Below are 26265 nucleotides of genomic sequence, written 5' to 3'. Positions count from 1 at the left end.
GCACAAGGAACCCCAGGCATGCGCCAATGGCCGGACACCCGTCTCCTCGATCTGCTCGGCATCGAGCTGCCGATCCTTCAGGCGCCAATGGCCGGCTCCACCGGTTCAGCCATGGCCATTGCCGTAAGCAACGCCGGCGGCCTGGGTTCGCTGCCGTGTGCCACCTTGAGCCTGGATCAGATCCGCGCCGAGTTGCAGGCCTTCAACGAGGCCAGCAACGGCCCGCTCAACCTCAACTTCTTCTGCCACCAGCCGCCGCAGCCGGACCCTGAGCGCGATGCGGCCTGGAAGCAGGCGCTCAAGCCGTATTACCTGGAGCTGGGCGCCGACTTCGATGCGCCCACACCGGTGTCCAACCGCGCGCCCTTCGACGACGCCAGCTGCCAGCTGGTCGAGCACTACAAGCCGGCCGTGGTCAGCTTCCACTTCGGCCTGCCCGAAGCCAGCCTGCTCAAGCGGGTCAAGGCCACGGGCGCCAAGGTGCTGTCCAGCGCCACCACCGTGGATGAAGCGCTGTGGCTGGAAGATCACGGCTGCGACGCAATCATCGCCATGGGCTATGAAGCCGGCGGCCACCGCGGGATGTTCCTCAGCAGCAACCTCACTACCCAGGTCGGCACCCTGGCGCTGGTGCCGCAGATTGTCGATGCTGTGAAGGTGCCGGTGATTGCCGCGGGCGGCATTGGCGACCACCGCGGCATCGTCGCCGCCCTGGCGCTGGGCGCTTCGGCGGTGCAACTGGGCACCGCTTACCTGTTCTGCCCCGAGGCCAAGGTCTCGGCGGCTCATCGCCAGGCGCTGCACAGCGCCAAGGAAAGCGACACGGCGCTGACCAACCTGTTCACCGGGCGCCCGGCGCGTGGTATCAACACGCGCATCATGCGCGAGCTGGGGCCGATGAGCGAGCTGGCACCGCGCTTTCCCCTGGCCGGCGGTGCGCTGATGCCGCTGCGGGCCATCAGCGAGCCAAAGGGCAACAGCGATTTCAGCAACCTCTGGGCAGGCCAGGCGCTGCGTCTGGGCCAGGCCCTGGCGGCCGGTGAACTGACCCGCACACTGGCACAAAACGCCCTCGCCCAGCTCAAACGCTGAAGCAGTACTTCCCGTTGGTCGGGCATTCGCTATATATTCACCTATATAACGACTACCCCCTCAGCCTGTGGAGCTGTTTTTCATGAGTAAGTGCGCACCTCGTTTTGCCCTGGCCGCCCTGGCCACCTTCATGACCTTCAACAGCGCCTGGGCCGATGAGGTACAGGTAGCCGTCGCCGCCAACTTCACCGCGCCGATCCAGGCGATTGCCAAGGATTTCGAGAAGGACACCGGCCACAAGCTGGTGGCCGCCTACGGCGCCACCGGCCAGTTCTACGCGCAGATCAAGAACGGCGCACCGTTCGAAGTGTTCCTTGCCGCCGACGACAGCACCCCGGAAAAGCTCGAGAACGAAGGCGACACCGTCAAGGGCTCACGCTTCACCTACGCCATTGGCACCCTGGCACTGTGGTCGGCCAAGGAAGGCTATGTCGATGGCAAGGGTGATGTGCTGAAAAAGAATGAGTTCAAGCACCTGTCGATTGCCAACCCGAAAGCTGCGCCCTACGGCCTGGCCGCTACCCAGGTACTGAGCAAGCTGCAGCTGACCGAGGCCACCAAGGGCAAGATCGTCGAAGGCCAGAACATTACCCAGGCGTACCAGTTCGTCTCCACCGGCAATGCCGAACTGGGCTTTGTCGCCCTGTCGCAGATCTACAAGGACGGCAAGGTCAGCAGCGGCTCGGCCTGGATCGTGCCGTCCAACCTGCACGAGCCGATCAAGCAGGACGCGGTGATTCTCAACAAAGGCAAGGACAACGCCGCGGCCAAAGCCCTGGTTGAATACCTCAAGGGCCCGAAAGCCGCAGCCGTGATCAAATCCTACGGTTACGAAATCTGATGCCACTGGATGCCAGCGACCTCGGCGCCATCTGGCTGACCTTCAAACTGGCCAGCCTGACCACGCTGATTCTGTTGCTGATTGGTACCCCCATCGCCTGGTGGCTGGCGCGCACGCGCTCATGGCTGCGCGGGCCGGTGGGCGCGGTGGTGGCCCTGCCGCTGGTGCTGCCACCGACGGTGATCGGCTTTTACCTGTTGCTGGCTTTGGGGCCCAACGGCTGGATCGGCCAGACCACCCAGGCGCTGGGGCTGGGCACCGTGGTGTTCAGCTTCAGCGGCCTGGTGATCGGTTCGGTGGTGTATTCGATGCCCTTCGTCGTACAGCCGCTGCAAAACGCCTTCAGCGCCATCGGTGAACGCCCGCTGGAAGTGGCCGCGACCCTGCGTGCCAGCCCCTGGGACACCTTCGTCCATGTGGTATTGCCCCTGGCCCGGCCAGGCTTTATCACTGCCAGCATCCTCGGCTTTGCCCATACCGTCGGTGAGTTCGGCGTGGTGCTGATGATCGGCGGCAATATTCCCGACAAGACCCGGGTGGTCTCGGTGCAGATCTTCGACCACGTCGAAGCCATGGAGTACCTGCAGGCCCACTGGCTGGCCGGGGCCATGCTGGTATTCTCTTTCCTCGTGCTGCTGGCGCTGTACTCCAGCCGCCGGGGCAAATCGGCCTGGAGCTGAGCATGGCGGCGATGATTCACGCCCGATTGAAACTGGACCGCGGCGACTTCAGCCTGGATGTCGACCTGCAACTGCCCGGGCGCGGCATCAGTGCGCTGTTCGGCCATTCAGGCTCCGGCAAGACCACCTGCCTGCGCTGCCTGGCCGGGCTGGAACGGGCCCCCGAAGCCTACATCGAGGTCAATGGCGAGATCTGGCAGGACTCGCGCCGCGAATATTTCATTGCCCCGCACCAGCGCCCGATCGGTTACGTGTTCCAGGAGGCCAGCCTGTTCGCGCACCTGTCGGTGCGCGCCAACCTGACCTTCGGCTACAAGCGCATCCCCGCCCAGCAGCGCAAGGTCAGCCTCGAGCAGGCCTGCGAACTGCTCGGCATCGAGCACCTGCTGCAGCGCAAGCCAGCCACCCTGTCCGGCGGCGAAGCCCAGCGTGTGGGCATTGCCCGGGCGCTGCTGAGCAGCCCGCAACTGCTGTTGATGGACGAGCCGCTGGCAGCCCTCGACGGCCCGCGCAAGCGCGAGATCCTGCCCTACCTCGAGCGCCTGCACAGCGAGCTGGAGATTCCGCTGGTCTACGTCAGCCACGCCCAGGATGAAGTGGCACGGCTGGCCGATCACCTGGTGCTGCTTGAGCAGGGCAAGGTCCAGGCCAGCGGGCCGATTGCCGCCACCCTCGCGCGCCTCGACCTGCCGCTGGCCCAGGGCGACGACGCCGGGGTGATCATCGAAGGCCAGGTCAGCGCCTACAGCAGCGACTATCAGTTGCTCAGCCTGCAACTGCCGCACAGCCACCTGCAATTGCGCGTGGCCCACGAACCACTGGCCGTGGGCATGCCGCTGCGCTTGAAGGTGCAGGCGCGGGACGTCAGCCTGAGCCTTGGCGCCGACCAGCAATCGAGCATCCTCAATCGCCTGCCGGTGACCGTCAGCGGCCATCGCCCGGCCGACAACAGTGCCCACGTGCTGGTCAGCCTGGACGCCGCCGGCACCACCTTGCTGGCGCGCATCACCCGCTACTCCGCCGACCAGCTGCAGCTGCACGCCGGCCAGTCGCTGTGGGCACAGATAAAGTCGGTGGCACTGTTGGGTTGAGCTTGCGGTCCATAGTACAAACCCCGCAACCGGACCTGCGCCATGCCCGACACCGCCCTGCCCGCCGCCTTGCATTATGTCGATGACAGCCAGCCAGGCCTGCGGCGCAAAAGCCTGCGCGGCAAGTTCGCCTACTTCGATGGGCAAGGCGGGCGGGTCAAAGATCCGGCCACCCTCGCGCGGATCAAGGCCCTGGTGATCCCCCCGGCCTACACCGATGTGTGGATCTGCGCCGACCCGCAAGGCCACCTGCAGGCTACCGGCCGTGATGCCCGCGGGCGCAAGCAGTACCGCTACCATGCCGACTGGCGCAGTTACCGCGACAGCCACAAGTACGCGCGCATGCTGGACTTTGCCAGCCTGCTGCCCAAGCTGCGCCGGCAACTGGACAGCCACCTGGCGCGGCCGGGGCTTGATCGGCAAAAGGTCATGGCCCTGGTGGTGAGCCTGCTCGACAGCACCTTGATCCGCATCGGCAACCGCCAGTACGCCCGCGACAACAAGTCTTACGGGCTGACCACCCTGCGCACCCGTCACGTCAAGGTCGACGGCAGCGCCATCCGCTTTCAGTTTCGCGGCAAGAGCGGTATCGAGCATCAGGTGACGGTGAAGAACCGGCGCCTGGCCAACCTGATCAAACGCTGCATGGACCTGCCCGGCCAGGACCTGTTCCAGTACCAGGATGACCAGGGCCAGCGCCACAGCGTCGGTTCAGCCGACGTCAACGCCTACCTGCAGGAGCTGACCGGCAGCGACTTCACCGCCAAGGATTACCGCACCTGGGCCGGCAGCGCCCTGGCCCTGAGCCTGTTGCGCCAGCTTGAATGGCAACCGGAGCAGGAGGCCAAACGTCAGATCGTCGAGACCGTCAGGCAGGTCGCCAGCCGCCTGGGCAACACCCCGGCGGTGTGCCGGCGCTGCTACATCCACCCGGCGCTGTTCGAGCATTTCACCCTCGGCGAGCTGGCCAAGCTGCCACGGGCGCGCACGCGCAAGGGGCTGGAGGCCGAGGAAGTGGCCCTGGCGCTGTTTCTGCAAAACCTGGCGGCCCCTTGAAAAGCCATTCAGCGAAACCCACCTTGGGTATCATGCAGAGAAATTTCCCATATTCCTTCAACCCCCCTATGCTTGCGGGTACGGGCAGCACTCGCTGCTTCGGAGTGCTCATCCAGCCAATCGGCACCTGCGACTAAAGACTCACTACAGAATCTGTGTTCGGGGGAATTAATATCCGCCGAAAGCGTCTTTAATGAAGGGAAAGAGGGATGCACCCCTGTGTGATCCCGGCTTCTGCGGGCCGCGCCCGCAAGGCAACTTACGTTACCAAGGAGATATACATGCTGATACTCACCCGCAAGGTTGGCGAAAGCATCGTCATCAACGATGACATCAAAGTCACCATTCTGGGCGTCAAAGGGATGCAAGTGAGGATCGGCATCGATGCACCGAAAGATGTTCAGGTGCACCGCGAAGAGATTTTCAAACGCATTCAGGCCGGTAGCCCGGCACCGGAAAAAGGAGGCGACGAGCACTAAGCAGCCCCCAACCGACTCAAGCCGCACGGATGCGCTTGATCCTGACACTGGCAACCCGCCCGGTTGCAGTCACAGGCCTCAAGGCGCCTCGGGCGTATCGACCAGTTCCTTCACTTTGGCAATCAGTTGCTCGATGTCGAAGGGTTTGTCGAACACGGCGGCGAACAGCCCGGGATTGTCCCGCCCCTTGTGAGCCTGCGCCCCGCTCATCAGTATGATCGGCAAGCCTTGCAAGAGTGGCTCTGCACGAATACTGACGGCCAACGCCTCGCCATCCATCACCGGCATCATGTAATCGGTGATCACCAACTCCACCCGCTTGCCTTTCAATACGTCCAGGGCCTTCTGCCCATTGCCGGCCAGCTCCACGTCGAAACCTTCGTCTTCCAGGGCCCAGCCGAGGATATTGGCGATCAGGTACTCGTCGTCGACGACCAGAATGGTGCTCATGCCGTTGCCACCCCCGGCCTCATGATCCAGGCACCTGCGAAGGCGTGCCGGACATCACCCCCGTGGCCTGGGTAAAGGCTTTTTGCAGGTCGATGCCATGGTCGCTGATGATCAGCTCCAGCAGGGCCGGGTCGTAATAGCTGTCGCGCACCTTGAGGATCGACAGCAAGCGCTTGAGCTCCGAGTCCATCTCGACAAAGCGCATCAACAGCAGGTTGTCGACAATGCTCGAAAGGTCCGGTGCCGGCGCGTTGATTTCCGAGCCGAAGATATCGCGCATCTCCCAAGTGGCCAGGACGCTGACGTCATGGGCCCGCAGCTCGCCGGTCAGGGCGCGGAAGAATTCATTCAGGCGCGTCGGGTTGCTGGCCAGGCGGGTGAACGCGCCGAGGCTGTCGATCAGCACGCGCTTGATGCTGTGCTGCTCGACCAGGCGCAACAAGCGCATGCCGACATCATCAAGCACGCCTTCGGTGGTCGGTTGCCAGGCAATGTGCAAGGCCCCGGCGCGCTCCATGGCGGCGAAGTCGTAGCCCAGGGCGCCGGCCTTGAGACGCAGGCGCTGCGGGGTTTCATAAAAGCCGAAATGCAGGCCGGGTTCTGCCGCTGTTGCCGCACCGAGAAAGCTCACGCCCAGTGAAGTCTTGCCGATGCCCGAGGGGCCCATCACCAGGGTCACCGAGGCGGCCGGCAGGCCGCCGCCGAGCAGGCGGTCGAACACCGGCACGCCGCTGGGAATGCGCATCAGTTCGCCCATGCCGTGCCCGCTGGGGTGGCTGTACAGTGATTCCAGGCGCGGGTAAACCTGCAGGCCGTGTTCGGTGATTTCGCATTCGTGAATACCCGACAATGCGCCACTGCCGCGGGTCTTGCGCAGCTGGATCCGGCGCACAGAGCGGCTGCCCAGCAGCTCGTCACCCAGCTCGATGACGCCATCGACCATGGTGTGTTCGGGGCTGCCGTCCTCCAGCCGCGAGCTGGTCAAGAACAGTACGGTGCAACCGGCGAAGGCGGCATGACCATGCAGCTCAGCGATAAATTTCTTGGTGTCCAGCGGCGTTTCCGCGCGCGAGCGGGCATTGAGCAGGCCGTCGACGATCAGCAGGCTGGCCTGGTGGCGGCTGATCTCGCCGCGCAGCAGTTTTACCACTTCATCCAGGCCCTCTTGCTCGAGGGTGTCGAAGGCGCTGACGAACTGCAGCTGCGCGCCGATTTTGCCGGGGTCGAAAAAGCTCAAGGTCGACAGGTACTGGAACAAACGCTCGTGGGATTCGCTCAGTAGCGTCGCCACCAGCACGCGCCCACCCTGGCTGACGTGATTGAAGGCCAGCTGGTTGGCGAGGATGGTCTTGCCCGAGCCAGGCCGGCCCTGGACGATGTAGGAAGCACCGACCACCAGCCCACCCTTGAGCAGTTCGTCGAGACCGGGAATACCGGTGGCCAGGCGTTTGAGTTGTTCCACGATGCTATGCACCTCCGCGTTCAGGGCCGGGGTTGGCGGTGTAGACCGGCAGGTAGACACTCATGCAGGTGCCCTTGCCCGCTTCACTGCTGACGCTGACCGTGCCGTTGCTCTGCTTGGCAAAACCATAGACCTGGCTCAGGCCCAGGCCGGTGCCCTTGCCAAAACTCTTGGTGGTGAAAAAAGGCTCGAAGATGCGCGGCAGTATCTTGCTGTCGATACCCCGCCCGGTGTCGCTGACACTGATGCAGACAAAGCGCCCGAGCAAGCCGTCGGGACGCCCCTGCAGCTCGCAGTTGCGCGCCTGCATGGTGATCGTCCCCTCGCCGTCGATGGCATCGCGGGCATTGAAGATCAGGTTGAGCAAGACCATCTGCAACTGCCCGGCGTCGACTTCGACATCCCACAGTTCGTCGGCCAGCAGCACCTGCAACTCCACCGAGACAGGCAAGGTCTGGCCAAGCAGCAGGCGTGTCGACTCGACCAGATCCGGTACCTTGATGCGGCCGAACTTCAGCGCCTTGTGGCGGGCGAAACTGAGCAGCTGCTGGGTCATCTGGCTGCCACGCTCGCCAGCGTCAAGGATGTGTTCGAGCAAGCGCCGGGTGCGCTGCGGGTCGCGGCTGTTGAGGGCCAGTCGCGCCGAGCCGATGATGATGGTCAAAAGGTTGTTGAAGTCGTGGGCCATGCCCCCGGTCAGCTGGCCGAGGGCTTCGAGCTTTTGCGACTGGAACAGCTGGGCTCGGACCTCATCGAGTTGCAGCGCCGCGTCACGGCGGTCGGTGATGTCGCGGGTGATCTTCGCCAGCCCGACCACCTCGCCGTCCGGCGACTTGATCACATCCAGCGCCACCAGCGCCCAGAACAGCGTGCCATCCTTGCGCTGGCGCCAGCCTTCATCCTGGGCGCCACCGGTGCTCAAAGCCCGTTCAAGCAGTCGGGCCGGCTTGCCATCGGCACAATCTTCGGGGGTGAAGAACATCGAGAAATGCTTGCCGATGACTTCTTCGGCGCGGTAGCCCTTGATCCGCTGGGCGCCTGCGTTCCAGGACACCACATGGCCTTCGAGGTCGAGCATGTAGATGGCGTAGTCAACCACGGTTTGCACCAGTTGCTCGAAGCGACTGGCGTGCATCACATGAAGATCGGAGTCGGATGAGACCATGGCTGCCCCACGAAGCCGTAAATGGCTTGTCTGGATATGACAGCATACGCTGCAAGCGATTCCCTGCGCTGGTCTAAAACTTAGTCGGAATCTTGCGCCACTGCCAACCGCCGACGCGGCAACGCCAGCTGGCCCAGGTAGGTACAGGTCGCCAGTACACCGATACCGGCAGTCAGCGCCAGCCAGCGCTGGCTGGCATCAAGGCTGCTGTCGGCGCTGGTCATCAGCAGCAATACCCCCACCCCCAGCAGGCTCAGGAACAAAAACGCGGCAGCCAGCCAGACCTTGGCGAACAGCACGCGCCAGTACCATTTGACGCGCGGTTTGCCGGTGACGGTTTCAGCTGCGGCGTGCTTGGCCACGTTCCCTTGCCTCTATTGGATCCAACATGAAACCCACAGTGGCGCAATGACAGCAAGGAGTCAATTGCTCTATAGTCGCCCCGCACTTAAGACCTGCCACCTACCTCGAGGGAACGACGCGTGGCCGCAGACTTACGAATGAAAGCCATACACGACGATTTGCAAGCGACCGCCGCCGATCTTGAGCGGGTCTCACGCGACCTGCGCGGGCATGTGTTGTACCTGCAGCACTCCGTCCACCAGGCCGATGCCGTTGAAGTGCTGGGCAGGATTGCCGGCCTGAAGACTTCGGTGGATGACTTGCGCGGCGTCGCCGATAGCATCCACTACTGATCGCGCAGGCTGCGCGGCGTCTGCCCGAGGGTGCGGCGGAACATGCTGGAAAACGCCGCCGGGCTGTCGTAGCCAAGGTCCAGGGCAATTCGCGTGATCGCTTCGCCCTGGGCCAGCCGCGCCAGGGCCAGCAGCACACAGGCACGCTGGCGCCACTGGCTGAAGCTCATCCCGGTTTCGGCGCGAAACCAGCGCCCGAAAGTGCGCAGGCTGACATGCAGTTCACCCGCCCAATGCGCGGGTGACTGGTGCACATCAGGCGTGCGCAAAAAAGCCTGGCAACGCATGAGCAGCGCCGGGTCACGCGGCAGCGGTATGTGGAACGGCAAGCTGGCCGCGGCCCTCAGCTCATGCAGCAGCAGGTTGACCAGCGCCCCGTCCCTGCCCTGCTGGTCGTACTCCAGGTCCATCTCCACCGCCGCCAGCAACAACTGGCGCATCAGCGTTGAAACCTCCAGCACCTGGCACTCGCCCGTCAACATCAGCGCATCGGCTTCGATGTACAGGCTGCGGGTACTGACGCCGAGCATCAGCACCTCATGCTCCACCCCCGGGGCAATCCACACCGCCCGTTGCGGCGGCACGACCCAGTCGCCGGCCGGCGTGCGCACCTGCATCACTCCGGTGGCACCATAGAGCAGTTGCGCGCGACGATGGCGATGGCGCGCCAGCAGGAAGCCGTCGGGATAATCAGTGCCAATGGCAACCACGGCGCGGGGCGTAGCATCGAGCAGATTGATCGAGACATTGTACATGGGGCAAGTCCGTGGCCGATTGGCGATCATTATTGACCGCTTTGCTCAAGCCGGCCAAATCACTGCTGGTTAACCTGTCGCTCCTGACCCGCAAAAGGACGACCTTCCATGCTTCTTGTACTCCTGGCCCTGTTCGGTTGCCTGAGCGGCATCACCACGGTGCTGTTCGGCTTTGGCGGCGGCTTCGTCGTCGTGCCGCTGTTGTATCACCTGCTGCGCATGAACCCGGCCACCACCGGCTCGGCCATGCAGATTGCCGTGGCTACCTCCACCTGCGTGATGATTGTCAGCGCCGCACTGGCCACCCTCAAGCATTGGCGTGCTGGCAACCTCAACCGTGAATTCCTGTGGCCATTGGCAGCGTACATCGCCCTCGGCGCGGTGATCGGCGCCGCCCTGGTGGGCGCCCTGGCCAGTGAATGGCTGCGCTGGGCGTTCATCCTCTACCTGGCATTTACCCTGCTCGACTGCCTGCTGCGCGAAGGCTTTGTCCACGGCCAGGCTTCAGCGCGCCCGCTCGGGCCCGTGAGAACCGTCACTTGCGGTGTGCTGATCGGCGGCATTGCCAGCGTGCTGGGGGTGGGCGGCAGCGTCATGAGCGTGCCGTTGCTGCGCCGCCGCGGGCTGGGCATGACCCAGGCCACCGCCATGGCCAGCCCGCTGACCTTGCCGGTAGCGCTGGCGGCGACGGCGACCTACCTGATCACCGCCAGTAGCGATTTCGGAGCGCGGTTTGTCGGTTATGTCGATCTGTCGGCGTTTGCCCTGCTGGCCTTCGGCGCCTGGCTCGGCACCCGGCTGGCGGCGCGCTGGATCGGCAGAATCGACGATCGCAAGCATGCGCAGGTCTATCTCGGGCTACTCGCCCTGGTGCTGCTGAGCATGCTCTGGAGTTAGCCTGGGGCGCCGTCCAGAGCCTTGCACGCGGTTGACTCGAATATAACGATGGGTTATAAAGCTCGCTTGATTGAGGGATCAAATGCATTTCCCTCGAGCCAGTGCGAGTGTGGTGGAATTGGTATACACAGCAGACTTAAAATCTGCCGGCGTGAGCCTTGCGGGTTCGAGTCCCGCCACTCGCACCATCTTCTGGAAAAGGCGCCTTAGGGCGCCTTTTTGCTGCCTGAGATTTACCCAGGGCTGCCCTTATGCCTTTTTTGTGCACGCCGGGCCGCAAAACCTTCCGGCAACTGCTAAGGTAAAATTGCCCAACAACAAAGGAAGGCCGCCATGCGCTACACCCTCTTCGACAACCAGCGCGACGTTATCATCCTGCTGGCGCGGACTCTGCTGATGATCCTCTTCGTCATGTCCGGCTGGAGCAAGCTCACCGGCTTCGAGGGCACGGTCGGCTACCTGGCATCGCTCGGCGCGCCAGCGCCTACAGTGGCAGCCGCGGTGGCGGTGATCATGGAGTTCTTCGTCGCCATCATCCTCATCCTCGGTTTCTACACCCGCCCGCTGGCGTTCCTGTTTGCCCTGTTCGTGATCGGCACGGCACTGATCGGCCATCCGTTCTGGACCATGGTCGAGCCGGCCAAAGCAGCCAACACCGTGCAGTTCTTCAAGAACATGAGCATTGTCGGTGGCTTGCTGTTGCTCTCGGTCACCGGCGCCGGACGCTTCTCGCTGGACGGCCGCTAAACACGCCCTGCTTCCAGGTGCCGGCGGCTGCGCTGGTGCCTAGAGGTCGTCAAGGGTGTCGACGCCCTCGTCCCAGAATCCTTCGTCATCGCCTGCACAATCGCGGGCATCCTCGTCATCGTCATCCTGCGGATCGAACAGCGGATTGACCTCGTCCTGCGGCTCGTACTCGTCCTCGGCAAACTCATGGTCAAGCAGGTGATCATGTTCGGGCTCGTGAATGTCCAGATCGTCGTCGTTCATCTCGGGGTCCTGTAGCATCGGGAACGTGGGGGCGCCTGTATAAGCCGAGCTCGCCACGTCGTCAATATCAGCCCGTGCTGACAACCCGTGCTGAAAAGGGAAGCGTATTGCCAAGGAGCGACAGTGAAGTACCTGCTGATAGTCATCGCCAGCTATGGCGCAACATTCTTCGTGGTCGGCTCGGTCATCGAGGCCCGGCTGCATGACCTGGCCGAAAACCTGCGCTACCGCGAACGGGCCCCTACCAAGGCGCAGTACCTGCGCGAGGTGCGCGCCAGCGTGCAACGTTCGAAATTTGAGGCCAGTGCCTGGCTGGGCACCTTGCTGGCCCTGCTGCTGTCGCTGGCGGCCTGGTGGTTGAGCTGAGCGTCGGCGCCGCAAGCGTGCCCGGCGATTGCGTCTATCCTCCAGCGATAGGCCCCTCACGGAGCAACGCGCCATGTGCGGCAGGCTTTCTCAATACCGTGGCATTCACGACTTCGTCGACGCCCTGAGCATGCCAGGCGCCCTGGTCAACAACGTCGGCGATCAGGCACTGGGTCACTACAATGTGGCGCCGAGCACCCGCGTGGCGCTGTTGCACCTGCAGGCCGGTACCCTCCAGGCCGACTTGTTGCCCTGGGGCTGGCGCCCGCACTGGGCCAGGGACCGCGCAGCGCCGATCAATGCGCGCGTGGAGAAAGTCGCCCACGGCGCATTCTTTCGCGCCATCTGGCCACACCGGGCCATCGTGCCGATCGACAACTGGTTCGAATGGGTTGACCAAGGCGCAGCGAAAAAACAGCCTTACTTGATTCGCCGCAGCGATGGCCGCCCTGCCCTGTGCGCGGCCATCGGCCAGTTCAGTGGCGAGCATGCGGGGTTCGTGATCCTCACCGCAGACAGTGAAGGTGGCTTGCTCGACGTGCATGACCGCCGGCCGATCGTGCTGGCGCCGGCTGTCGCCCGGCAATGGCTGGACCCGGCCACCGCAGGCGAGCACGCCGAGCAGATGGCCTTGAACCTGGGCGAGCCGGCGGCGCGGTTCGAGTGGTACCCGGTCAGCGCGGCGGTCGGCAATGTGCGCAATCAGGGCGCCGAGTTGATCGATCGCAACCCGGCGTAAGCATTCATGGAAGGCAGTTCGTGAAGCTCGATGACTTCGGCGGCAATCGCCCGACAGCGTTTTACCCCCCAGACCATGGCCCGGGTCAGCGTAACTTCATCGAGACGGTCGTGATACTCCTCGACGACCGGTAAGCCGGCACTGGTATAAACCCCGAGAAACAACTGCGTACAACCACTGCGCGAAAGCCGCGCCTTGACATCAAGGGTAATTCCGGACTCCAGCGATTCTTCATGCTCCTGGCTGTGCAGTTGGCAGTCTGCCCAAGCCCAGTAGTGCGCGCCTCTGTACCTCATTATTATTTTCCTTGGTGAGTCGGCAGCACACGAAAGATATATAAAAAAAGTATGAAACAGAAGAACTCAATTGGCTGTTAAACAGGGTGCAATAGCGCCAGTGGCTATAAAGCATCCGGCGCAAGCTTCACGTCAGCGAGACATACCAGGCGCCAAACGCAAGCAGCCCTACCGCCTGCAAAATCAACAGCGTACCGGCCCCTGCAGGCTTGCCGGCGAGATACCAGTAAGTGCCGACCAGCGCCAGGCACAGGCCGTTGGTGACGCCCAGGGTAAACACTGCCAGCGCACTACTAAGGCCGGGGAACTGGCCGCCGGGGTTGGCCAGCAAGAACACGAAAATAGCGCCGCCAATTAGCGCGACAACAATCGCCGCCCCGGCAAAAAAGCGCTGTGGCAAGAAAGGGTCGTCCATAATCAGTCCGTGGTTGAGATAAGCCGAGCATCATACCCGTTGGCGAAACCGCGGTTAATGAGCAGTTGGGCAATCCGGTTGAATCCCTGGCGCCGGGCCGAGTCACTACTAACGCAAGGCCCCTTTTCAACCATCCGCTTTGCCGAGGATCCACCATGAATGCCATCGACCTGCTTAAAGCTGACCACAAGACCGTCAAGGCCCTTTTAACGCAACTGAGCGAGTCCACCGAGCGCGGGATTAAAAAACGTTCGGAACTGCTGGCCAAACTGGAGATGGAAGTAGCCGTGCATACCCGGCTTGAAGAGGAGATCCTCTACCCTGCCTACAAGAAAGCCGGGGCCAAGGAACAGGTGATCATGTACCACGAGGCCAAGGAAGAACACCGCACCGTCGACTCGTTGGTGCTGCCCGACCTGAAAGTCACCGACCCGGGTACACCCGAGTTTTCCGGGCGGGTGAAAGTGCTCAAGGAGTTGCTCGAGCACCACATCGAGGAAGAAGAAACCGAGATGTTCCCGCAAGCCAAGAAGCTGCTTGGCAAGGACGTGCTCGAGGCCATGGGCGAGCAGATGGAAATGATGAAAGCCCAATACCGCAAGGACATGGCCAAGCAGGCGGCGTGAGGTTTATGTTGGTGGGTTAGTCACCAGGCTGCAGTGATCAGTCGTGGGCTAACGGTGCTGGCCGCTCACTCAAACCATCGATCAGGCACCAGCCATTGCGGCCTTTATCCTTGGCCTGGTATAGCGCCGAGTCGGCGGCGCCCATCAGGGTGTCGGCAGCTACCGGTTCCTTGACCGGGTAACCCAGGGCAATCCCGGCACTTGCCGTGACCCGCCCCGCCGGGCTTTGCACATGCTCGATCGCCAGCGAGCGGATGGCCTCGAGAATGTCTTCGACAATCCTGCTGGCCCCGGCAGCATCGGTGTTGGGCAGCAGCAGGGTGAACTCCTCGCCGCCGTAGCGCACGGCCAGATCACCCGGTCGCTTGAGGCTGCTTTGTATTGCCGCGCCCACCGCACGCAGGCAATCGTCACCGGCAGGATGGCCATAGTTGTCGTTGAAGCGCTTGAAGTAATCCAGGTCCATCATTACCAACGCCAACGGGTAGCGTTGGCGCTTGGCGCGGCGAATTTCTTCTGCCAGGGCCGTATCAAGGCGGCGTCGATTACCCAGCCCCGTGAGGCTGTCGCTCAAGGCCAGGTCGCGGACTGTTTGATGCGCACGGCGCAGCGCGGCCTCCATCACCATGCGCTCGCGCAATTGGCGCAGCACCAACGCGCCAAAGCCGCCCAACCCAACCAGCAGCAACAGCAGCACGACGGCGGTCTTGATCAGGTCCTCTCGCCAAGGGTCAATGATCGATGCCCTCGACAGCCCGGCCTCCACCACCAGCGGGTAGGCGTCCAGGGCCTTGTAGGCATATAGGCGTTGAGTGCCATCGACTACGGCCGTGGTTTCGACGACGCCTTCGGGGGCCTGCGGCAGGTAGTCCTGGAAGATCTCGCTATCGGCCAGGCTGCCGCCGATTACCCGCTCGACAAACGGCCGGCGAACCAGGATGGTGCCGTCGCGCTTGGCCAGTACCAAGGCGCCACGGTCATCGATCTTGAACGCGCCATAGAACTCGACGAAGTAATCAACCCTGACAGTCCCCAGCAGCACGCCGAAGAACGAGCCGTCGGGGTTGTTCAGGCGTCTGGAAATAGGAATGATCAGATCACCGGTCGAGCGGCTTTTGACCACCGCGCCGATGTAGACGCCGCGGTCGGTATGGGTGCGGTGATAGTCGAAATAATCGCGATCGGCGTTATTGGCATTGGTCGGTGTATCGCTCTTGTCGGTGACGATCCAGCGCCCGTCCGCGCCATACACGAACAACCCGTGCAACTGTGGCATCAACAAGGCTTGCTGCTTGAGCAGCCGGTGCAGCCGCGGGATGTTCATTCGGGTAAAACCGTCACCTTCAAGCCGCTCACCGAGCATCGCGGTAACCACATCGACCTGGCGGATCGCGTCTTCGGCATGCTGGGCGGTGGCGCTGGCAAGGTTGGTGACCGAATCATGGGCGCTGGCGAAAGCGTGCCGGTAGTCGCGCCAGATCCGCCAGCCCTCGATGGCGACGAACAGCAGCACGACCACCAGCATGAAGCTCAGGATCAAACGGAACAGCGGCGCTGAACGCCCTTCACGTGGCGAGAACGACTCGGCGGCTTCTTGCCCGTTCAGGTCATCGGATGGGTGCATACAGGTCCCTGCTCCATGAAACTCCCACCCCAGTGATAAACCACCTCCAGACCGACTGTTAATGCTTGCCGTTTAACATAGACCACCCAGGCCCGCGCACCTAGCGCCGCTGTGCAAAAAAGCGAATGAACATTCGAGGAAATCGGCCGCTTGCATGACCGTGGTGACCCGGCACTGCGGCACTAGCCGCAGAATGCCCCGTAGATCCGCTGCTGCTCGTTGACCTCAAGGTTCAGGCGGTCGGGAACGTAGCTCAGGTCGCGCCCAGGCGTCGACAACACGCGCACCGAACTCACCCCCGAAAGCACCTTGGCGACCAGCAGTACCTCCTTGCCCACTTCCTGACCAAAGAGGATCTGCAGCGGCTCTGACGAGCACTCCTGAAGGTCGCTGGTATAGGCACTGGAATCGTCGTTGAGGGTATCGGCGAGCTCGACTACAACGACGCGAAACACCAGCCAGCCGACCAGCACCAGGGCGAGCCCGAGGATAAGGGTGGGGAGTGCGTCAAGCACGCTGCGTGCTGCACTGTTGTCCATAAAAGAGCGCCTTGAAAGTCAGCTCAGACCGATCAGGCGAGCGCGAGTTCCCTGACCGCAATTCAAGCGCGAATGCGCTTGAAATACACCAGTTCCGGATCGTGCTCGTCGAGGTTCTCGATGACACCGCTGGGCACGAAGCCGGCCTTGAGAATGAGCCGGCGCGAAGCCAGGTTGGATTGATTGGTCGAGACAAACAGCTTTGCCGTAGTACAGGCGGCTTCGGCGGCGGCCAGGAGTCGGGAGGCGACACCCTGGCGTTGATGACCTGGCGCCACGACCACCAGGCTGACAAAGCCGTGGTCGAAGAAGTGATAGGTAAGTACGACGTAGCCGATCACCGCGCCCGCGCGCAACGCCACCCAACACTGCTGCTTGCCGACGGACTCTTCAAGGAAGCACTGACGCTCAGGGTGGCTGCTGGCGTAGGCATCGAACGCGAGCATTGTGCACACATCTTCAAACGTAGCCGGGCGAATCAGCGGCGTATCCTGCATTGTGTCCATGGGGCCTCCTGCCTGATGTTTGCGCTGCTCAGCGTGGGCCCAGCAATGCCGCGTTGGCCTGGCGCACCATCGCCACCCACTCCCCCGGGCTGACCCGGCCGGACTGTTCGAGCTGTTGCGCGGCCATCAACGCCCGGTCGTATTCAGCTTCCTGCAACCTGCCTTCCCCCAGGAAGCGGGCTCGCCATTCCACAATCGCCGCCATCCCTTTGTTCGTCTCCATCCCCGCCCCCAAGTGCACTGTAAACAGGTGTGCGACCGGGTCGCCACCTGAGCGGCGGCGAGATTACAGGAGAACAGTAGGCTTGAGAATGCTTCGTAATACCGTTTGTCGTCAAAATGGCATACGCGACGCCTACAGTTGGGCCCCGCCATTCCTCGGGCTGGGCCACTGCCATAGGGTCAATAGCTGGTGATTATTGCTTCGCTGGCGGACAGTCCGCTTGCAGAAAAACCATCGAATATGTGAAATGCCTGTCGAACGTAAAAGGGGCGGTACCCGGCGCTGTCCATTCGGCGTAGTTGCCCGTCATGGTGGTAGCACTGTCCAGGTTACCCATTGCCATGCTCGCGACATTGCCAATGTGAGAGATCGGAATACCGCCGTACCAGCGCACCTGTTTTTCATTCTGGAACCAGCCGCCATTCCAGTTCGGCTGACTGGTGGAGTACCAGGTGTGATCAGATTTGAGACAGACCGTCTGGACCGTCGCAGCAGCCCCACCTGGACTGGTGAACGTCGACACTCGCCAGAGGCCAGCAGGCGAGCTATCCGCGTGTGCCGCGCCAACAGAGCCTGTGGCAAGGCCGAACAACAGTGCAAAACGAGTAAAACTTCCCTTCATGATGTTTCTCCATGGAAATATGCGCTAGCGGGTTGAGCTGCAAACATTTGTGCGTACCTTTACGTCGTCGTGAAACAGCGCCAAGGCCTCAACCCGAGCAATCTATTCAGTATTTGATAAGTGCGAGCATTGCGATGTTGCGTGGGCGCGTGACACCCGAGTAGCCACGGTCCAGCCCCACCCCAGGCAACGGGAAGTTGTTGACCGCATCGGCGCCGCCGATGGTGACGGTTGCGTAGTCGTTGACCTCGTAGGGGTCGACACCCATTGCCACTTGCGAAGCCGCACCGGTTTTCAGTGAGGTGCAGGCACTCCAGACGCCATTGGCCTTGTTGTACTCGGTGGTGTCGTAGGTCTGCAGGGTGCCCTTCTGGCGCGAGCCGAACACGCGACCGGCGTCCACCCCCCTGCCGCCGTCAAAGCCGCGGATGAACTCGCCGCGCAGGTCAGGCAGCGTGAAGGTAGAGGTGCCATCGCCCTCCCCGTAGGTCGTGCCGATTGCGGCAAAGAGCGCCGCATAGGTGCAACGCGATACCGCTGCGCCATCGGCCTTGAGCCAACCGGCAGGAACGGCATTGGCCGCAGAATATTTCACATCACCCGGCGCAGCCCCCGAAGCGATGGAGATCTGCCCCAGGGTTACCGCGTGATGGCTACGGGTTGCGTTGGCGACCTGTTGCGCGCCGCCGTCACAGCTGAGCAATACCCAGCACAACGCGCCGCCGTTGAGCAAAGGACCAATGTGCGAAACCAGCGTGACGTTGCCGCCAGCAACGATCTCGTCACCCTGCAACAGGTGCCCGCCCAGGCCGTAGATCGGTGCTGCCGCCAGCCCGTCAGGGGCATAGGTGGCATCGGCAGGGTTGGTCATGCTGGCGCGAAAATACTGGACCACACCGTTGGTGGTGGGCAACGCGGCAAAAGGAAGAGAATTTGCAGCGGTGTAGATAATTGTCATCTGACATTCCTTGTTAGCTGACATGGAAAATGAATACGCATCGGCCGTGGTTCGCCCCACCCGGGGCACATTCGGCTGCGTGAAAATACTGTATATCCATACAGCATTATTGACAAGAAAATTTTTCATCATACGTGCCGAGCCTGGGCACGCTTACGCGGTTCTCACTGTTGTCCCAGGGAGAAAATGACACTCGCGTTACGCCTGGCTGGCGCCTCCACGCTGGCGGAATATTTCCAACAGCCCATTGACCGACGGTCAGTCGATTAACTATGGTCTGCTTTCCCCGTTTATTTCCCGACGGTTCTGGAGACCTCAAGCATGCATCGCTACAAGCGCCCCGCCGTGCTCGCCGCCGCTTACCTGGGCACTTTTCTTGCGTCGCTGGACATCAGCATCGTCAACCTCGCCCTGCCCTCGCTGCAAAACGCCCTGGCCACCGATCTTGGCGGCTTGCAATGGGTGGTCAGCATCTACGCCGTCGCGCTCTCTGCGTTCATGCTGTCGGCAGGCCCAGTGGCAGACCGTTACGGCCACAAACGCGCCTGGCTGACAGGTGTTGCACTGTTTACTGCAGGCTCCGCGCTGTGTGCCCTGGCCGAGGCGCTGCCGATGTTGCTGTTCGGGCGGGCGGTCCAAGGTATCGCTGGCGCCTTGCTGATTCCCGGAGCCATGCCGCTGATCACCCAGGCCTTCCCCGAGCCCAGGGCCCGCGCCCACGCCATCGGTGGCTGGTCAGCCTTCAGTGCCCTGGCCCTGGTGCTCGGCCCTTTGCTTGGCGGTGTACTGCTGCAGCACTTCGGCTGGCAAAGCATCTTCCTGATCAACCTGCCGCTGGGCGTCCTGGCCCTGTTACTCGGCGCCTGGGGCATCAGCGAGCGAGCCCACCCGCAACAGGCCGCACTCGACCCCTGGGGCCAGTTGCTCAGCGTGTGCTGCCTGGGCGCGTTGAGCTACGGCCTGATCCGCGCCGGCGAATCGGGTTTTGCCGCACCGGCACCCAGCCTTGCCATAGGCCTGGCGCTGATCGCGCTGCTGGCCTTGATCGCCGTGGAAAAGCGCGTAGCGCGGCCGTTGGTTCCCCTGGACCTGTTTCGTGACCGACGCTTTGCCGTCAGCAACCTGGCGTCATGGGTGCTGGGCTTTTCCAGCTACAGCAGCCTGTTTTTCTTTTCACTGTTCCTGCAACAGGCGCAAGCCCTGAGCGCCACCGAAAGCGGTTTGCGGATGATGCCGACGTTCATCGCCAGCGGTGCGTTATCGTTGATGTTCGGTCGGTTGCAACGGCATTTCGCCCTGGAACACTTGCTGGCCTGGGGTTACGGGCTGATCGGCATGGCGATGACCGCCATGGCGCTACTCAGCGCCAACACGCCCTATTGGCCATTGTTACTGTGCTTTGTGACCCTCGGCCTGGGCATGGGCCTGGCCGTACCCGCCACCGGCCTGGTAGTGATGAACGCGGTTCCCGCCAGCCGCGCGGGTATTGCTTCGGCAACCATGAACGCCCTGCGCCAGACGGGCATGAGCCTGGGCATCGCCCTGCTTGGCAGCCTGATGAGCTTGCGCGCCAGTGCCGAACTGACGCGTTTGCTGACGGTTGCAGGCGTCGACGATGCTGCGACCCTGGCGCAACAAGCGGTTGCCGAGCACCCATTGAGCAGCGCCACGCCTATGTTCGCCCAGGCCTACGCCACGGCGATGGCCGCAGGCTTCAACCTGGCAATGCTGGCTGCCGGGCTGTGCAGCCTGGGATGCGCCGTGTTGCTGCAGCGGCAATTGCCGGTGCCCAGCGCGTCGGCGACCAACGAGAGAGCACAGGGTTAGGCGTTGCCGGCAGCGCCGAGCATGGCCAGGCAGGCATCGGCAACCGATTTGGCGAACGCCGTGCAGTCGTCGAGACGCTCGACGATGGCGTCGTCGCTGACCCCATGCACCGCGGCGTAGATCATCAAGGCGCTGATGCGCGGCTGCGGCAAGGCCCAGGCACCGGCGGCGCGCCCGCCTTCGAGAATGCCCTGCAACTGGTCGAGAATGTCGTTCCTGGCCTTGTTACTGCGGTCATGGTGGTGATGGTTGGTGTAGACGATATCGTGTATCGCGAAGGTTTTCAGGTAAGTAGCGATATTGGCATGCACCCAGGCGCGCAGGCGGCCGGTCCAGTCATCAGCGGCGCACTGCTCCACCGCCTGTTCGAGTTGCTCGAGAAAGGCCTGGGTGTAGCGCTCGCCGAGGGCTACCAGCATGTCCTGCTTGGATGGGAAATAATGATAGAAGGTGCCCTTGGCCACCTGTGCCTGCTCGACGATGTCGCTGATGGTCGTAGCTTCCACGCCTTTGGCCAGAAACAAACGTTGCGCCGCCGCCATCAATTCCTCCAGACGTACCTCGGCCGGCTTGGTTCTCGGCTCATTGACCGCTTTGCTAGGGGGCGCTGTGCGTAGGCGTCGCTGATTCATCAGAGGTTCCGGCAGACAAGAAAGACCCCGTAGTTTATGCGAATGCTGATGGCGCTGGCCAATAGGGCCAAAATGAGAATCGTCTGATTTCGATTCGCAGGTGGCGTAGGTAATTTGAACTTTCCACTCTGGTCAGTACGAATTAGCAATGAACTTACATAATTCGGAATTAACGCGAAGCAAGCAAGCAAGCAAGCAAGCAAGCAAGCAAGCAAGCAAGCAAGCAAGCAAGCAAGCAAGCAAGCAAGCAAGCAAGCAAGCAAGCAAGCAAGCAAGCAAGCAAGCAAGCAAGCAAGCAAGCAAGCAAGCAAGCAAGCAAGCAATTATAAGTTAGGTGCCGCCTGCTTTGCAAGTATTATATCCGTTCTTTCTGGGTGCGCGCTTACTTCGCAACCTGCAACTAGCGACTACTCGCTAGTTGCTCAATACCTCAACACACTAAAGTCCCAAAACCCCAATTACCATTGGGCGTTCATCGAGAGGCCAGATCAATAATGGCCTTCACTTCCTCGACACCCTTATCTTTCATTAAAGTCATCCTGCTGTGGGTCGCCGTCGGTAGCAGCGCTGAGGCCATAATAAAAATCGATGGCACACGACTTATTTATACAGGCCAACACCGCGAAGCCACCCTCCGCGTCACTAACGTATCGTCGCAAACCGTCGCACTTCAAGCCTGGGTCAGTTCATCCGAAGAAAACAGCAGCGATGTCCCCTTTGCCTTGGCCCAGCCTCTAATTAAACTGAATCCGCAGCAAGTAGACGTACTGCGAATACTCTACAGGGGCGAAGGCTTACCGGAAGATAGAGAATCACTGTTCTGGCTAAACGTCATGGAAATCCCCCTTAAGCCCGACAGGCAAAACAGCGTTCAAATGGCAGTCCGCCAACAGTTGAAGCTGTTTTTTCGACCGCCAGGGTTGCAAGGCACATCCTCCTCATGTATCGCCGGATTGAGCTGGAAAGTAAAGAATGTTGACTCTATCGAAGTCACCAACACCTGCGCCTTTCACCTGTCGCTGGTGGATTTGCGGATAGAAAGCAGCGACCGCAGCACCGCGCTCGACGAATACACCTTATTAAAGCCAGGCGAAACACATCTCCTGCGCAGCACTGTCGCCGCCATCCCTGCCGATGCAAAAATAATTTTCACTGAAATCAATGATATTGGGCTGCGCCACGTGCATGAGGCAAACATCCAATGAGTACGTCCTTCAGTTACTTGCGAACCCTCAAAATGATGCCCTTGAAAACGTTTGCTTTGATAATGCTGCTGGCCGCATCCGCCAGCCCGGCTACCAGTTTTGCCCTCACCTGTGTAGAAGAGGGTACAAACTCTGCTGTCATCAGCGAGTCGCTGGGCACTGCACTGGCTGTTCCCGCAGACGCTCCGGACGGCACGATAATTTGGGAATCGTCGTTATACTCAATAAACGTTAAATGTGCAGATGACTACAATTACGGTGCAGAGACTATCTACTTTCATATGAATCCCGCCAGCGTCAGTATCGGCGACGGTATACGGGCCGGCATCAGATACAATAAAACTGCCATAACCTCAAGCAGCGGAAAGGTCAGCACAGGCTTCTCTTCTCATACGGGCTGCAATTGGGTCAATTGCACAGGATGGGACAATGCCAAGTTCACCCTTACCTTCAGCATTTTTATTGAAAAATACGGCGCCACCCCCTCTTCCGGGCAAGCGGGTTCACGGCCGGACTATAGAGTGTTTCAACTGGATGGCACCGGCGGCCAAAACATCAAACCCAACAGCAACCTCAATTATGTCGTCACCGGCATCAACAACATTCGCTTTATTCCCTGCTCACCGGAGCTGACAATAACGCCAAGCACCGTCAATTTCCGCAGAGCGCTCTCTGGCACCGCAACTGTCGGAAACGTCGCTAGTAGCGCTAACTTCAGCCTGGGACTATCACGCGCCTGCGACACACCCTACACAGTAAACGCCCGATTCGCTTCCACTCCAGGCGGAGGGTCCGTCATCAACAATCTGTTGGTGCCGGCGAACAACAGCTCCGTAGGAATCTCCCTCGCTCGCGTTGATAACAACGAGAAAATCCCGTTCGACACCTGGTTCAAATTGGCAGACCTGACCGGTCGTGAGCTGAGCAAAAATGACTTCAAAGCAGACCTGATCTGGCGCGAGCCTGCTAAACCCGGGGTGTTCGAAGCCTCTGTGATCGTCGACCTGTTCTATAAGTAAGCTAACAGGCCGCTGACGGGGATTGTCAGGCGCCGATCCCAGCCTGTGCGGATTAGCAGCTAAGCTTTTCGCGATTGAGCTTCGAGTTCCTGACTACCCGTCGTTAAGTGCCAAGAGCGCAAGGTCACCCGCCATGAATGAACAGAGGCACAGCTTCTCCCTGCAATGGATGGTGGCGCTGGCCATCATGCTGGGCCTGCTGCTGCTGGGCACAGGGCTCGCCTGGCAGGGTAATCGGGCAATCCAGAAGGCGCTGGTGGCAGCCGCAGGCGATTCCGCCCTGCAGCTTGGCAAGACCATCGACGAACGGGCGCGGCGCCTGCTCGATCCGGCGCAAAGCAGCATCCGGCTGCTGGCGTTCAACCCTGGCGCAGGCACTCTGGCCGAGCGCCTGGAGCAGGTCCCGCAACTGATCGAGAGCCTGAACGCCAACAAAATGCTCAGCGCCGCCTACATCGGCTATTCCAGCGGCGAATTTCTCCTCGTTCGCCGGCTACGCGACCCGCAGCTCATGCAGCACTTCGGCGCACCGGCCGGCAGCCGCTTCCTGGTGCAGAGCATCAGCAAGGGCGACGACGGCGCGCTGCAAGGCGAATGGCGCTTCTACGACCGGCAACTGACCCTGCTGCAAACACAAGCCCAGCCGGACTATCACTACGACCCCCGCCCGCGCCCCTGGTTCGTCGAGGCCTTCAGGCAATCCAGCACCGTGCTGACCCGCCCCTACGTGTTCTTCACCACCCGCGAGGTCGGCATCACCCTGGCCCAGCGCAGCGTCGATGGCGCCGCAGTGATCGGCATGGATGTCTCGGTCGATGACCTGGCCAGCGAGAGCCGCGACCTGCGCATGACCGCCGGCACCGAGACGGTGGTTATCGACCAGCAGGGCAACGTGGTGGCGTACCCGGACCTGCAGCGGGTGATTGTGCAAGAAGGTGACGCGGTGCGCCTGTCACACGTAGCCGAGCTGGGGGTGCCCAGCCTCGAGCACCTTTATGCCAGCCCGAGCCTGGGCCCTGCGCCGCAACCGTTCCAGGTACAAGGCAAGACCTGGTACGGCATGCGCATACCGCTGACGACCCTGGCCGGGCAAGACCTGCAGGTGCTGATCGCGGTACCTGGCAACGAACTGTTTGCCGACGCGCGCAAGGTGCTCTGGGAACAGGTGCTGTGGACGGCGGTGCTGATGGTCGTGCTGCTGTTCCTGGGGGGCGTGCTTGGCCAGCGCATTGGCCACTCGCTGCGGCTGCTGGCCGAGCAAGTACGGGGCCTGGCCGGTTTTGATTTCAGCCGCGAGGTGGGGGTGCAATCGCGGGTGTCCGAGGTGCGGGAATTGAGTCAGGTGCTGAGCCAGATGTCCGCAACCATCCTCAACTTCCAGGCCATCACCCTCACCCTCAGCCGCGAAACCCAGCTGGAGCGCATGCTCGACGGCGTCCTCAGCCATCTGGTGGACGCCGCCAGGGCAAGCGCTGGCGCGGTGTACCTGTTCGACGCCGAGCGTGGCCTGCTGCGCCTGGCTGCCGCTTGCCGAGGCAGCGGTTACCCTGCGCAACTTGCGGTCGACGAAAACCAGCATGAGGATCTGCCAAGCACTGTGACACGCGCCCTGAAGCTGGGCCGACGCAGCCATGCGGTGGTGCTCCGGGACCGCAGCCAGGCGCTGCTCGGCATTTTGCTGTTGCAACTGCAAGATGAGCCGGCGGGCGATGAGGTCGGCCAACCGTTCCGGCGTTTTGTCGAGGAATTGTCCGGCGCGGCCGCCGTGGCCATCGAAACCCGCCAGTTGGTCGAGGCCCAGCAACAGTTGCTGGATGCCATGATCAAGCTGCTGGCCGATGCCATCGACGCCAAGAGTCCTTACACCGGCGGCCATTGCGAACGGGTACCGCAACTGGCGCAAATGCTGCTCGACCAGGTTGCGCTGGCTGACAGCGGCCCCTACGCCGAGTTCAGCATGACCGAGGCCGAGCGCTATGAGTTTCGCGTCGCCGCCTGGCTTCACGATTGCGGCAAGATCACCAGCCCCGAGCATGTGGTCGACAAGGCGACCAAGCTGGAGGCCCTGTACAACCGAATCCACGAGGTACGCATGCGCTTCGAGGTGCTCTGGCGCGATGCCGAGCTTGCCTACTGGCAAGGGCTGGCCAACGGCGAGCCGCCGCAGCGGCTGCAAGCAACCCTGGCGCACTGCCAGGCGCAATTACAGGAAGACTTCGCCTTCGTCGCCAGGGCCAATGCCGGTGGCGAGTTCATGGAAGAAGCCGACATCGAGCGACTGCAGCAAATTGGCCAGCGCCGCTGGCGGCGGCATTTCGACAACCGCCTGGGCATTTCCCGCGAGGAAGATGAACGCTTCAAGGATGTACCGCCGGTGCAACTGCCAGTAGACGAGCCACTGCTGGCCGACCGTCCAGAGCACCGGGTGCCCTGGGGCGCGCGCAAGCCGCCGGTGCTCAAGGACGACCCGCGCAACCATTGGGGCTTCGACATGCGCCTGCCGGCCAACGCCAGCAACCTGGGCGAGCTGTACAACCTGTCGATCCGGCGTGGCACGTTGAACGACGAGGAACGCTTCAAGATCAACGAGCACATCGTGCAGACCATCGTCATGCTCAACGCCCTGCCGTTCCCGCGCCACCTCAAGCGCGTGCCGGTCATCGCCGGCAACCACCACGAGAAAATGGACGGCAGTGGTTATCCGCGTCGGTTGGGCAAGGATCAGTTGGGCATTGCCGAGCGGGTGATGGCGATCGCCGACATCTTCGAAGCGCTCACCGCCGCAGACCGGCCGTACAAGACGCCCAAGACCCTCTCCGAGTCGGTGAAGATCCTGGTGTTCATGGCCCGCGACAAGCACATCGATGGCGACCTGTTGCGGCTGTTCCTCAGCAGCGGGGTCTATCGCCAGTATGCCGAGCGGTTCTTGCAGCCCGAGCAGATCGACAAGGTGGATGTCGAGCACTGGCTGCGGCAGATATAGCGGCGAACAACGCTGCACGCCAGCGCAGGCCG

General features: G+C 61.9%; 32 protein-coding genes and 1 tRNA gene. 18 read left to right on the top strand and 15 right to left on the bottom strand.

Going from position 1 to position 26265, the window contains the following annotated elements:
* Positions 1 to 18 precede the first annotated feature (18 nt).
* The 6 genes from LOY22_RS11170 to csrA all read left to right on the top strand — a co-directional run bounded on the left by LOY22_RS11170 (position 19) and on the right by csrA (position 5239).
* Entirely contained in the window at positions 19 to 1092 is a 1074-nt protein-coding gene (locus LOY22_RS11170; RefSeq protein WP_093383947.1) for a nitronate monooxygenase family protein, read from the top strand.
* A gap of 82 nt (positions 1093 to 1174) precedes the next feature.
* Positions 1175 to 1933, top strand: coding sequence for a molybdate ABC transporter substrate-binding protein (gene modA, locus LOY22_RS11165; RefSeq protein WP_093383950.1), 759 nt, complete (start codon positions 1175 to 1177; stop codon positions 1931 to 1933).
* Positions 1933 to 2613 carry a molybdate ABC transporter permease subunit gene (modB, locus tag LOY22_RS11160; protein ID WP_045196720.1) on the top strand — a complete coding sequence of 227 codons (681 nt, stop codon included), beginning with the start codon at positions 1933 to 1935 and terminating at the stop codon, positions 2611 to 2613. The genes modA and modB overlap by 1 nt, the downstream gene beginning before the upstream one ends.
* 2 nt (positions 2614 to 2615) lie before the next feature.
* A complete protein-coding gene (gene modC, locus LOY22_RS11155; protein WP_093383953.1) occupies positions 2616 to 3704 on the top strand; it encodes a molybdenum ABC transporter ATP-binding protein in 1089 nt (362 codons plus the stop codon).
* A 42-nt stretch (positions 3705 to 3746) separates the two neighbouring features.
* A complete protein-coding gene (locus LOY22_RS11150) occupies positions 3747 to 4760 on the top strand; it encodes a DNA topoisomerase IB (protein WP_195883789.1) in 1014 nt (337 codons plus the stop codon).
* Positions 4761 to 5041: 281 nt separating this feature from the next.
* Entirely contained in the window at positions 5042 to 5239 is a 198-nt protein-coding gene (gene csrA / locus LOY22_RS11145; protein WP_010223936.1) for a carbon storage regulator CsrA, read from the top strand.
* Between the two features lie 78 nt (positions 5240 to 5317).
* Here csrA and LOY22_RS11140 read toward each other — a convergent pair whose 3' ends face one another.
* From LOY22_RS11140 to LOY22_RS11125, 4 genes are all read right to left on the bottom strand, one after another.
* The gene (locus tag LOY22_RS11140) at positions 5318 to 5689 is read right to left on the bottom strand and encodes a response regulator (protein WP_045196714.1); all 372 of its coding nucleotides are present in this window, start codon (positions 5687 to 5689) and stop codon (positions 5318 to 5320) included.
* Between the two features lie 19 nt (positions 5690 to 5708).
* Positions 5709 to 7154, bottom strand: coding sequence for an ATPase domain-containing protein (locus tag LOY22_RS11135; protein ID WP_093387576.1), 1446 nt, complete (start codon positions 7152 to 7154; stop codon positions 5709 to 5711).
* 1 nt (position 7155) lies between these two features.
* Positions 7156 to 8316 (bottom strand): nitrogen regulation protein NR(II), encoded by a 1161-nt coding sequence (locus tag LOY22_RS11130; protein ID WP_258597490.1) that lies wholly within the window; start codon positions 8314 to 8316, stop codon positions 7156 to 7158.
* An 80-nt stretch (positions 8317 to 8396) separates the two neighbouring features.
* Positions 8397 to 8678 carry a hypothetical protein gene (locus tag LOY22_RS11125; RefSeq protein ID WP_258597489.1) on the bottom strand — a complete coding sequence of 94 codons (282 nt, stop codon included), beginning with the start codon at positions 8676 to 8678 and terminating at the stop codon, positions 8397 to 8399.
* Positions 8679 to 8816: 138 nt separating this feature from the next.
* Between LOY22_RS11125 and LOY22_RS11120 the strand changes: the two genes are divergently transcribed.
* Entirely contained in the window at positions 8817 to 9011 is a 195-nt protein-coding gene (locus LOY22_RS11120; RefSeq protein ID WP_045196707.1) for a hypothetical protein, read from the top strand.
* Here LOY22_RS11120 and LOY22_RS11115 read toward each other — a convergent pair.
* Positions 9005 to 9766 (bottom strand): helix-turn-helix transcriptional regulator, encoded by a 762-nt coding sequence (locus LOY22_RS11115; protein ID WP_258597488.1) that lies wholly within the window; start codon positions 9764 to 9766, stop codon positions 9005 to 9007. The two genes, LOY22_RS11120 and LOY22_RS11115, sit on opposite strands and share 7 nt — an antisense overlap.
* A gap of 108 nt (positions 9767 to 9874) precedes the next feature.
* Between LOY22_RS11115 and LOY22_RS11110 the strand changes: the two genes are divergently transcribed.
* The 3 genes from LOY22_RS11110 to LOY22_RS11100 all read left to right on the top strand — a co-directional run bounded on the left by LOY22_RS11110 (position 9875) and on the right by LOY22_RS11100 (position 11410).
* Positions 9875 to 10663: a sulfite exporter TauE/SafE family protein gene (locus LOY22_RS11110; protein WP_093383971.1), complete on the top strand. Its 789-nt coding sequence runs from the start codon at positions 9875 to 9877 to the stop codon at positions 10661 to 10663.
* Between the two features lie 103 nt (positions 10664 to 10766).
* A tRNA-Leu gene (locus LOY22_RS11105) sits at positions 10767 to 10851 on the top strand.
* Positions 10852 to 10996: 145 nt separating this feature from the next.
* Positions 10997 to 11410, top strand: a complete 414-nt coding sequence (locus LOY22_RS11100; RefSeq protein WP_258597486.1) for a DoxX family protein — start codon at positions 10997 to 10999, stop codon at positions 11408 to 11410.
* 39 nt (positions 11411 to 11449) lie between these two features.
* On the opposite strand, the gene LOY22_RS11095 is transcribed toward LOY22_RS11100, so the two are convergent.
* Positions 11450 to 11653, bottom strand: a complete 204-nt coding sequence (locus LOY22_RS11095; RefSeq protein ID WP_093383976.1) for a hypothetical protein — start codon at positions 11651 to 11653, stop codon at positions 11450 to 11452.
* A 123-nt stretch (positions 11654 to 11776) separates the two neighbouring features.
* On the opposite strand from LOY22_RS11095, the gene LOY22_RS11090 reads away from it, so the two are divergent.
* Positions 11777 to 12019, top strand: coding sequence for a hypothetical protein (locus tag LOY22_RS11090; protein WP_093383979.1), 243 nt, complete (start codon positions 11777 to 11779; stop codon positions 12017 to 12019).
* Between the two features lie 73 nt (positions 12020 to 12092).
* Positions 12093 to 12758, top strand: a complete 666-nt coding sequence (locus LOY22_RS11085; RefSeq protein WP_093383984.1) for an SOS response-associated peptidase family protein — start codon at positions 12093 to 12095, stop codon at positions 12756 to 12758.
* Here the strand turns inward: LOY22_RS11085 and LOY22_RS11080 are convergent.
* Entirely contained in the window at positions 12722 to 13054 is a 333-nt protein-coding gene (locus LOY22_RS11080) for a hypothetical protein (protein WP_045196693.1), read from the bottom strand. The genes LOY22_RS11085 and LOY22_RS11080 overlap by 37 nt on opposite strands.
* A 127-nt stretch (positions 13055 to 13181) precedes the next feature.
* Positions 13182 to 13469 carry a hypothetical protein gene (locus LOY22_RS11075; protein ID WP_093383989.1) on the bottom strand — a complete coding sequence of 96 codons (288 nt, stop codon included), beginning with the start codon at positions 13467 to 13469 and terminating at the stop codon, positions 13182 to 13184.
* Positions 13470 to 13624: 155 nt separating this feature from the next.
* On the opposite strand from LOY22_RS11075, the gene LOY22_RS11070 reads away from it, so the two are divergent.
* Entirely contained in the window at positions 13625 to 14095 is a 471-nt protein-coding gene (locus LOY22_RS11070) for a hemerythrin domain-containing protein (protein WP_045196688.1), read from the top strand.
* Positions 14096 to 14132: 37 nt separating this feature from the next.
* On the opposite strand, the gene LOY22_RS11065 is transcribed toward LOY22_RS11070, so the two are convergent.
* From LOY22_RS11065 to LOY22_RS11040, 6 genes are all read right to left on the bottom strand, one after another.
* Complete coding sequence (locus LOY22_RS11065) at positions 14133 to 15719, bottom strand: sensor domain-containing diguanylate cyclase (RefSeq protein ID WP_213601597.1); 1587 nt, start codon at positions 15717 to 15719, stop codon at positions 14133 to 14135.
* A 182-nt stretch (positions 15720 to 15901) separates the two neighbouring features.
* A complete protein-coding gene (locus LOY22_RS11060) occupies positions 15902 to 16258 on the bottom strand; it encodes an I78 family peptidase inhibitor (protein ID WP_093383999.1) in 357 nt (118 codons plus the stop codon).
* Positions 16259 to 16320: 62 nt separating this feature from the next.
* Positions 16321 to 16764 (bottom strand): GNAT family N-acetyltransferase, encoded by a 444-nt coding sequence (locus tag LOY22_RS11055; protein WP_213601599.1) that lies wholly within the window; start codon positions 16762 to 16764, stop codon positions 16321 to 16323.
* Positions 16765 to 16792: 28 nt separating this feature from the next.
* Positions 16793 to 16987, bottom strand: coding sequence for a hypothetical protein (locus LOY22_RS11050; RefSeq protein WP_093387579.1), 195 nt, complete (start codon positions 16985 to 16987; stop codon positions 16793 to 16795).
* 193 nt (positions 16988 to 17180) lie between these two features.
* On the bottom strand, positions 17181 to 17609 hold the full coding sequence (locus LOY22_RS11045; RefSeq protein WP_045196679.1) for a hypothetical protein: 429 nt from the start codon (positions 17607 to 17609) through the stop codon (positions 17181 to 17183).
* Between the two features lie 106 nt (positions 17610 to 17715).
* Complete coding sequence (locus LOY22_RS11040) at positions 17716 to 18567, bottom strand: phage tail protein (protein WP_256326743.1); 852 nt, start codon at positions 18565 to 18567, stop codon at positions 17716 to 17718.
* A gap of 321 nt (positions 18568 to 18888) precedes the next feature.
* Between LOY22_RS11040 and LOY22_RS11035 the strand changes: the two genes are divergently transcribed.
* The gene (locus LOY22_RS11035) at positions 18889 to 20394 is read left to right on the top strand and encodes an MFS transporter (protein ID WP_258597485.1); all 1506 of its coding nucleotides are present in this window, start codon (positions 18889 to 18891) and stop codon (positions 20392 to 20394) included.
* Here LOY22_RS11035 and LOY22_RS11030 read toward each other — a convergent pair.
* A complete protein-coding gene (locus LOY22_RS11030) occupies positions 20391 to 21026 on the bottom strand; it encodes a TetR/AcrR family transcriptional regulator (protein ID WP_213601605.1) in 636 nt (211 codons plus the stop codon). The genes LOY22_RS11035 and LOY22_RS11030 overlap by 4 nt on opposite strands.
* A gap of 148 nt (positions 21027 to 21174) precedes the next feature.
* Between LOY22_RS11030 and LOY22_RS11025 the strand changes: the two genes are divergently transcribed.
* The 4 genes from LOY22_RS11025 to LOY22_RS11010 all read left to right on the top strand — a co-directional run bounded on the left by LOY22_RS11025 (position 21175) and on the right by LOY22_RS11010 (position 26233).
* Positions 21175 to 21360 carry a hypothetical protein gene (locus LOY22_RS11025; protein ID WP_258597484.1) on the top strand — a complete coding sequence of 62 codons (186 nt, stop codon included), beginning with the start codon at positions 21175 to 21177 and terminating at the stop codon, positions 21358 to 21360.
* A 160-nt stretch (positions 21361 to 21520) separates the two neighbouring features.
* On the top strand, positions 21521 to 22231 hold the full coding sequence (locus tag LOY22_RS11020) for a molecular chaperone (RefSeq protein ID WP_258597483.1): 711 nt from the start codon (positions 21521 to 21523) through the stop codon (positions 22229 to 22231).
* Positions 22228 to 23250, top strand: coding sequence for a M23 family metallopeptidase (locus tag LOY22_RS11015; protein WP_258597482.1), 1023 nt, complete (start codon positions 22228 to 22230; stop codon positions 23248 to 23250). Before LOY22_RS11020 ends, LOY22_RS11015 begins: the two co-directional genes overlap by 4 nt.
* Positions 23251 to 23383: 133 nt before the next feature.
* Positions 23384 to 26233 carry an HD domain-containing phosphohydrolase gene (locus LOY22_RS11010; protein WP_258597481.1) on the top strand — a complete coding sequence of 950 codons (2850 nt, stop codon included), beginning with the start codon at positions 23384 to 23386 and terminating at the stop codon, positions 26231 to 26233.
* Positions 26234 to 26265: the final 32 nt, after the last annotated feature.

The sequence above is a fragment of the Pseudomonas sp. B21-035 genome, assembly GCF_024748945.1.
Classification (GTDB): domain Bacteria; phylum Pseudomonadota; class Gammaproteobacteria; order Pseudomonadales; family Pseudomonadaceae; genus Aquipseudomonas.
The sequence above is the reverse complement of the archived record's forward strand: the minus strand, read 5'-3'. Positions and strand labels throughout refer to the sequence as shown.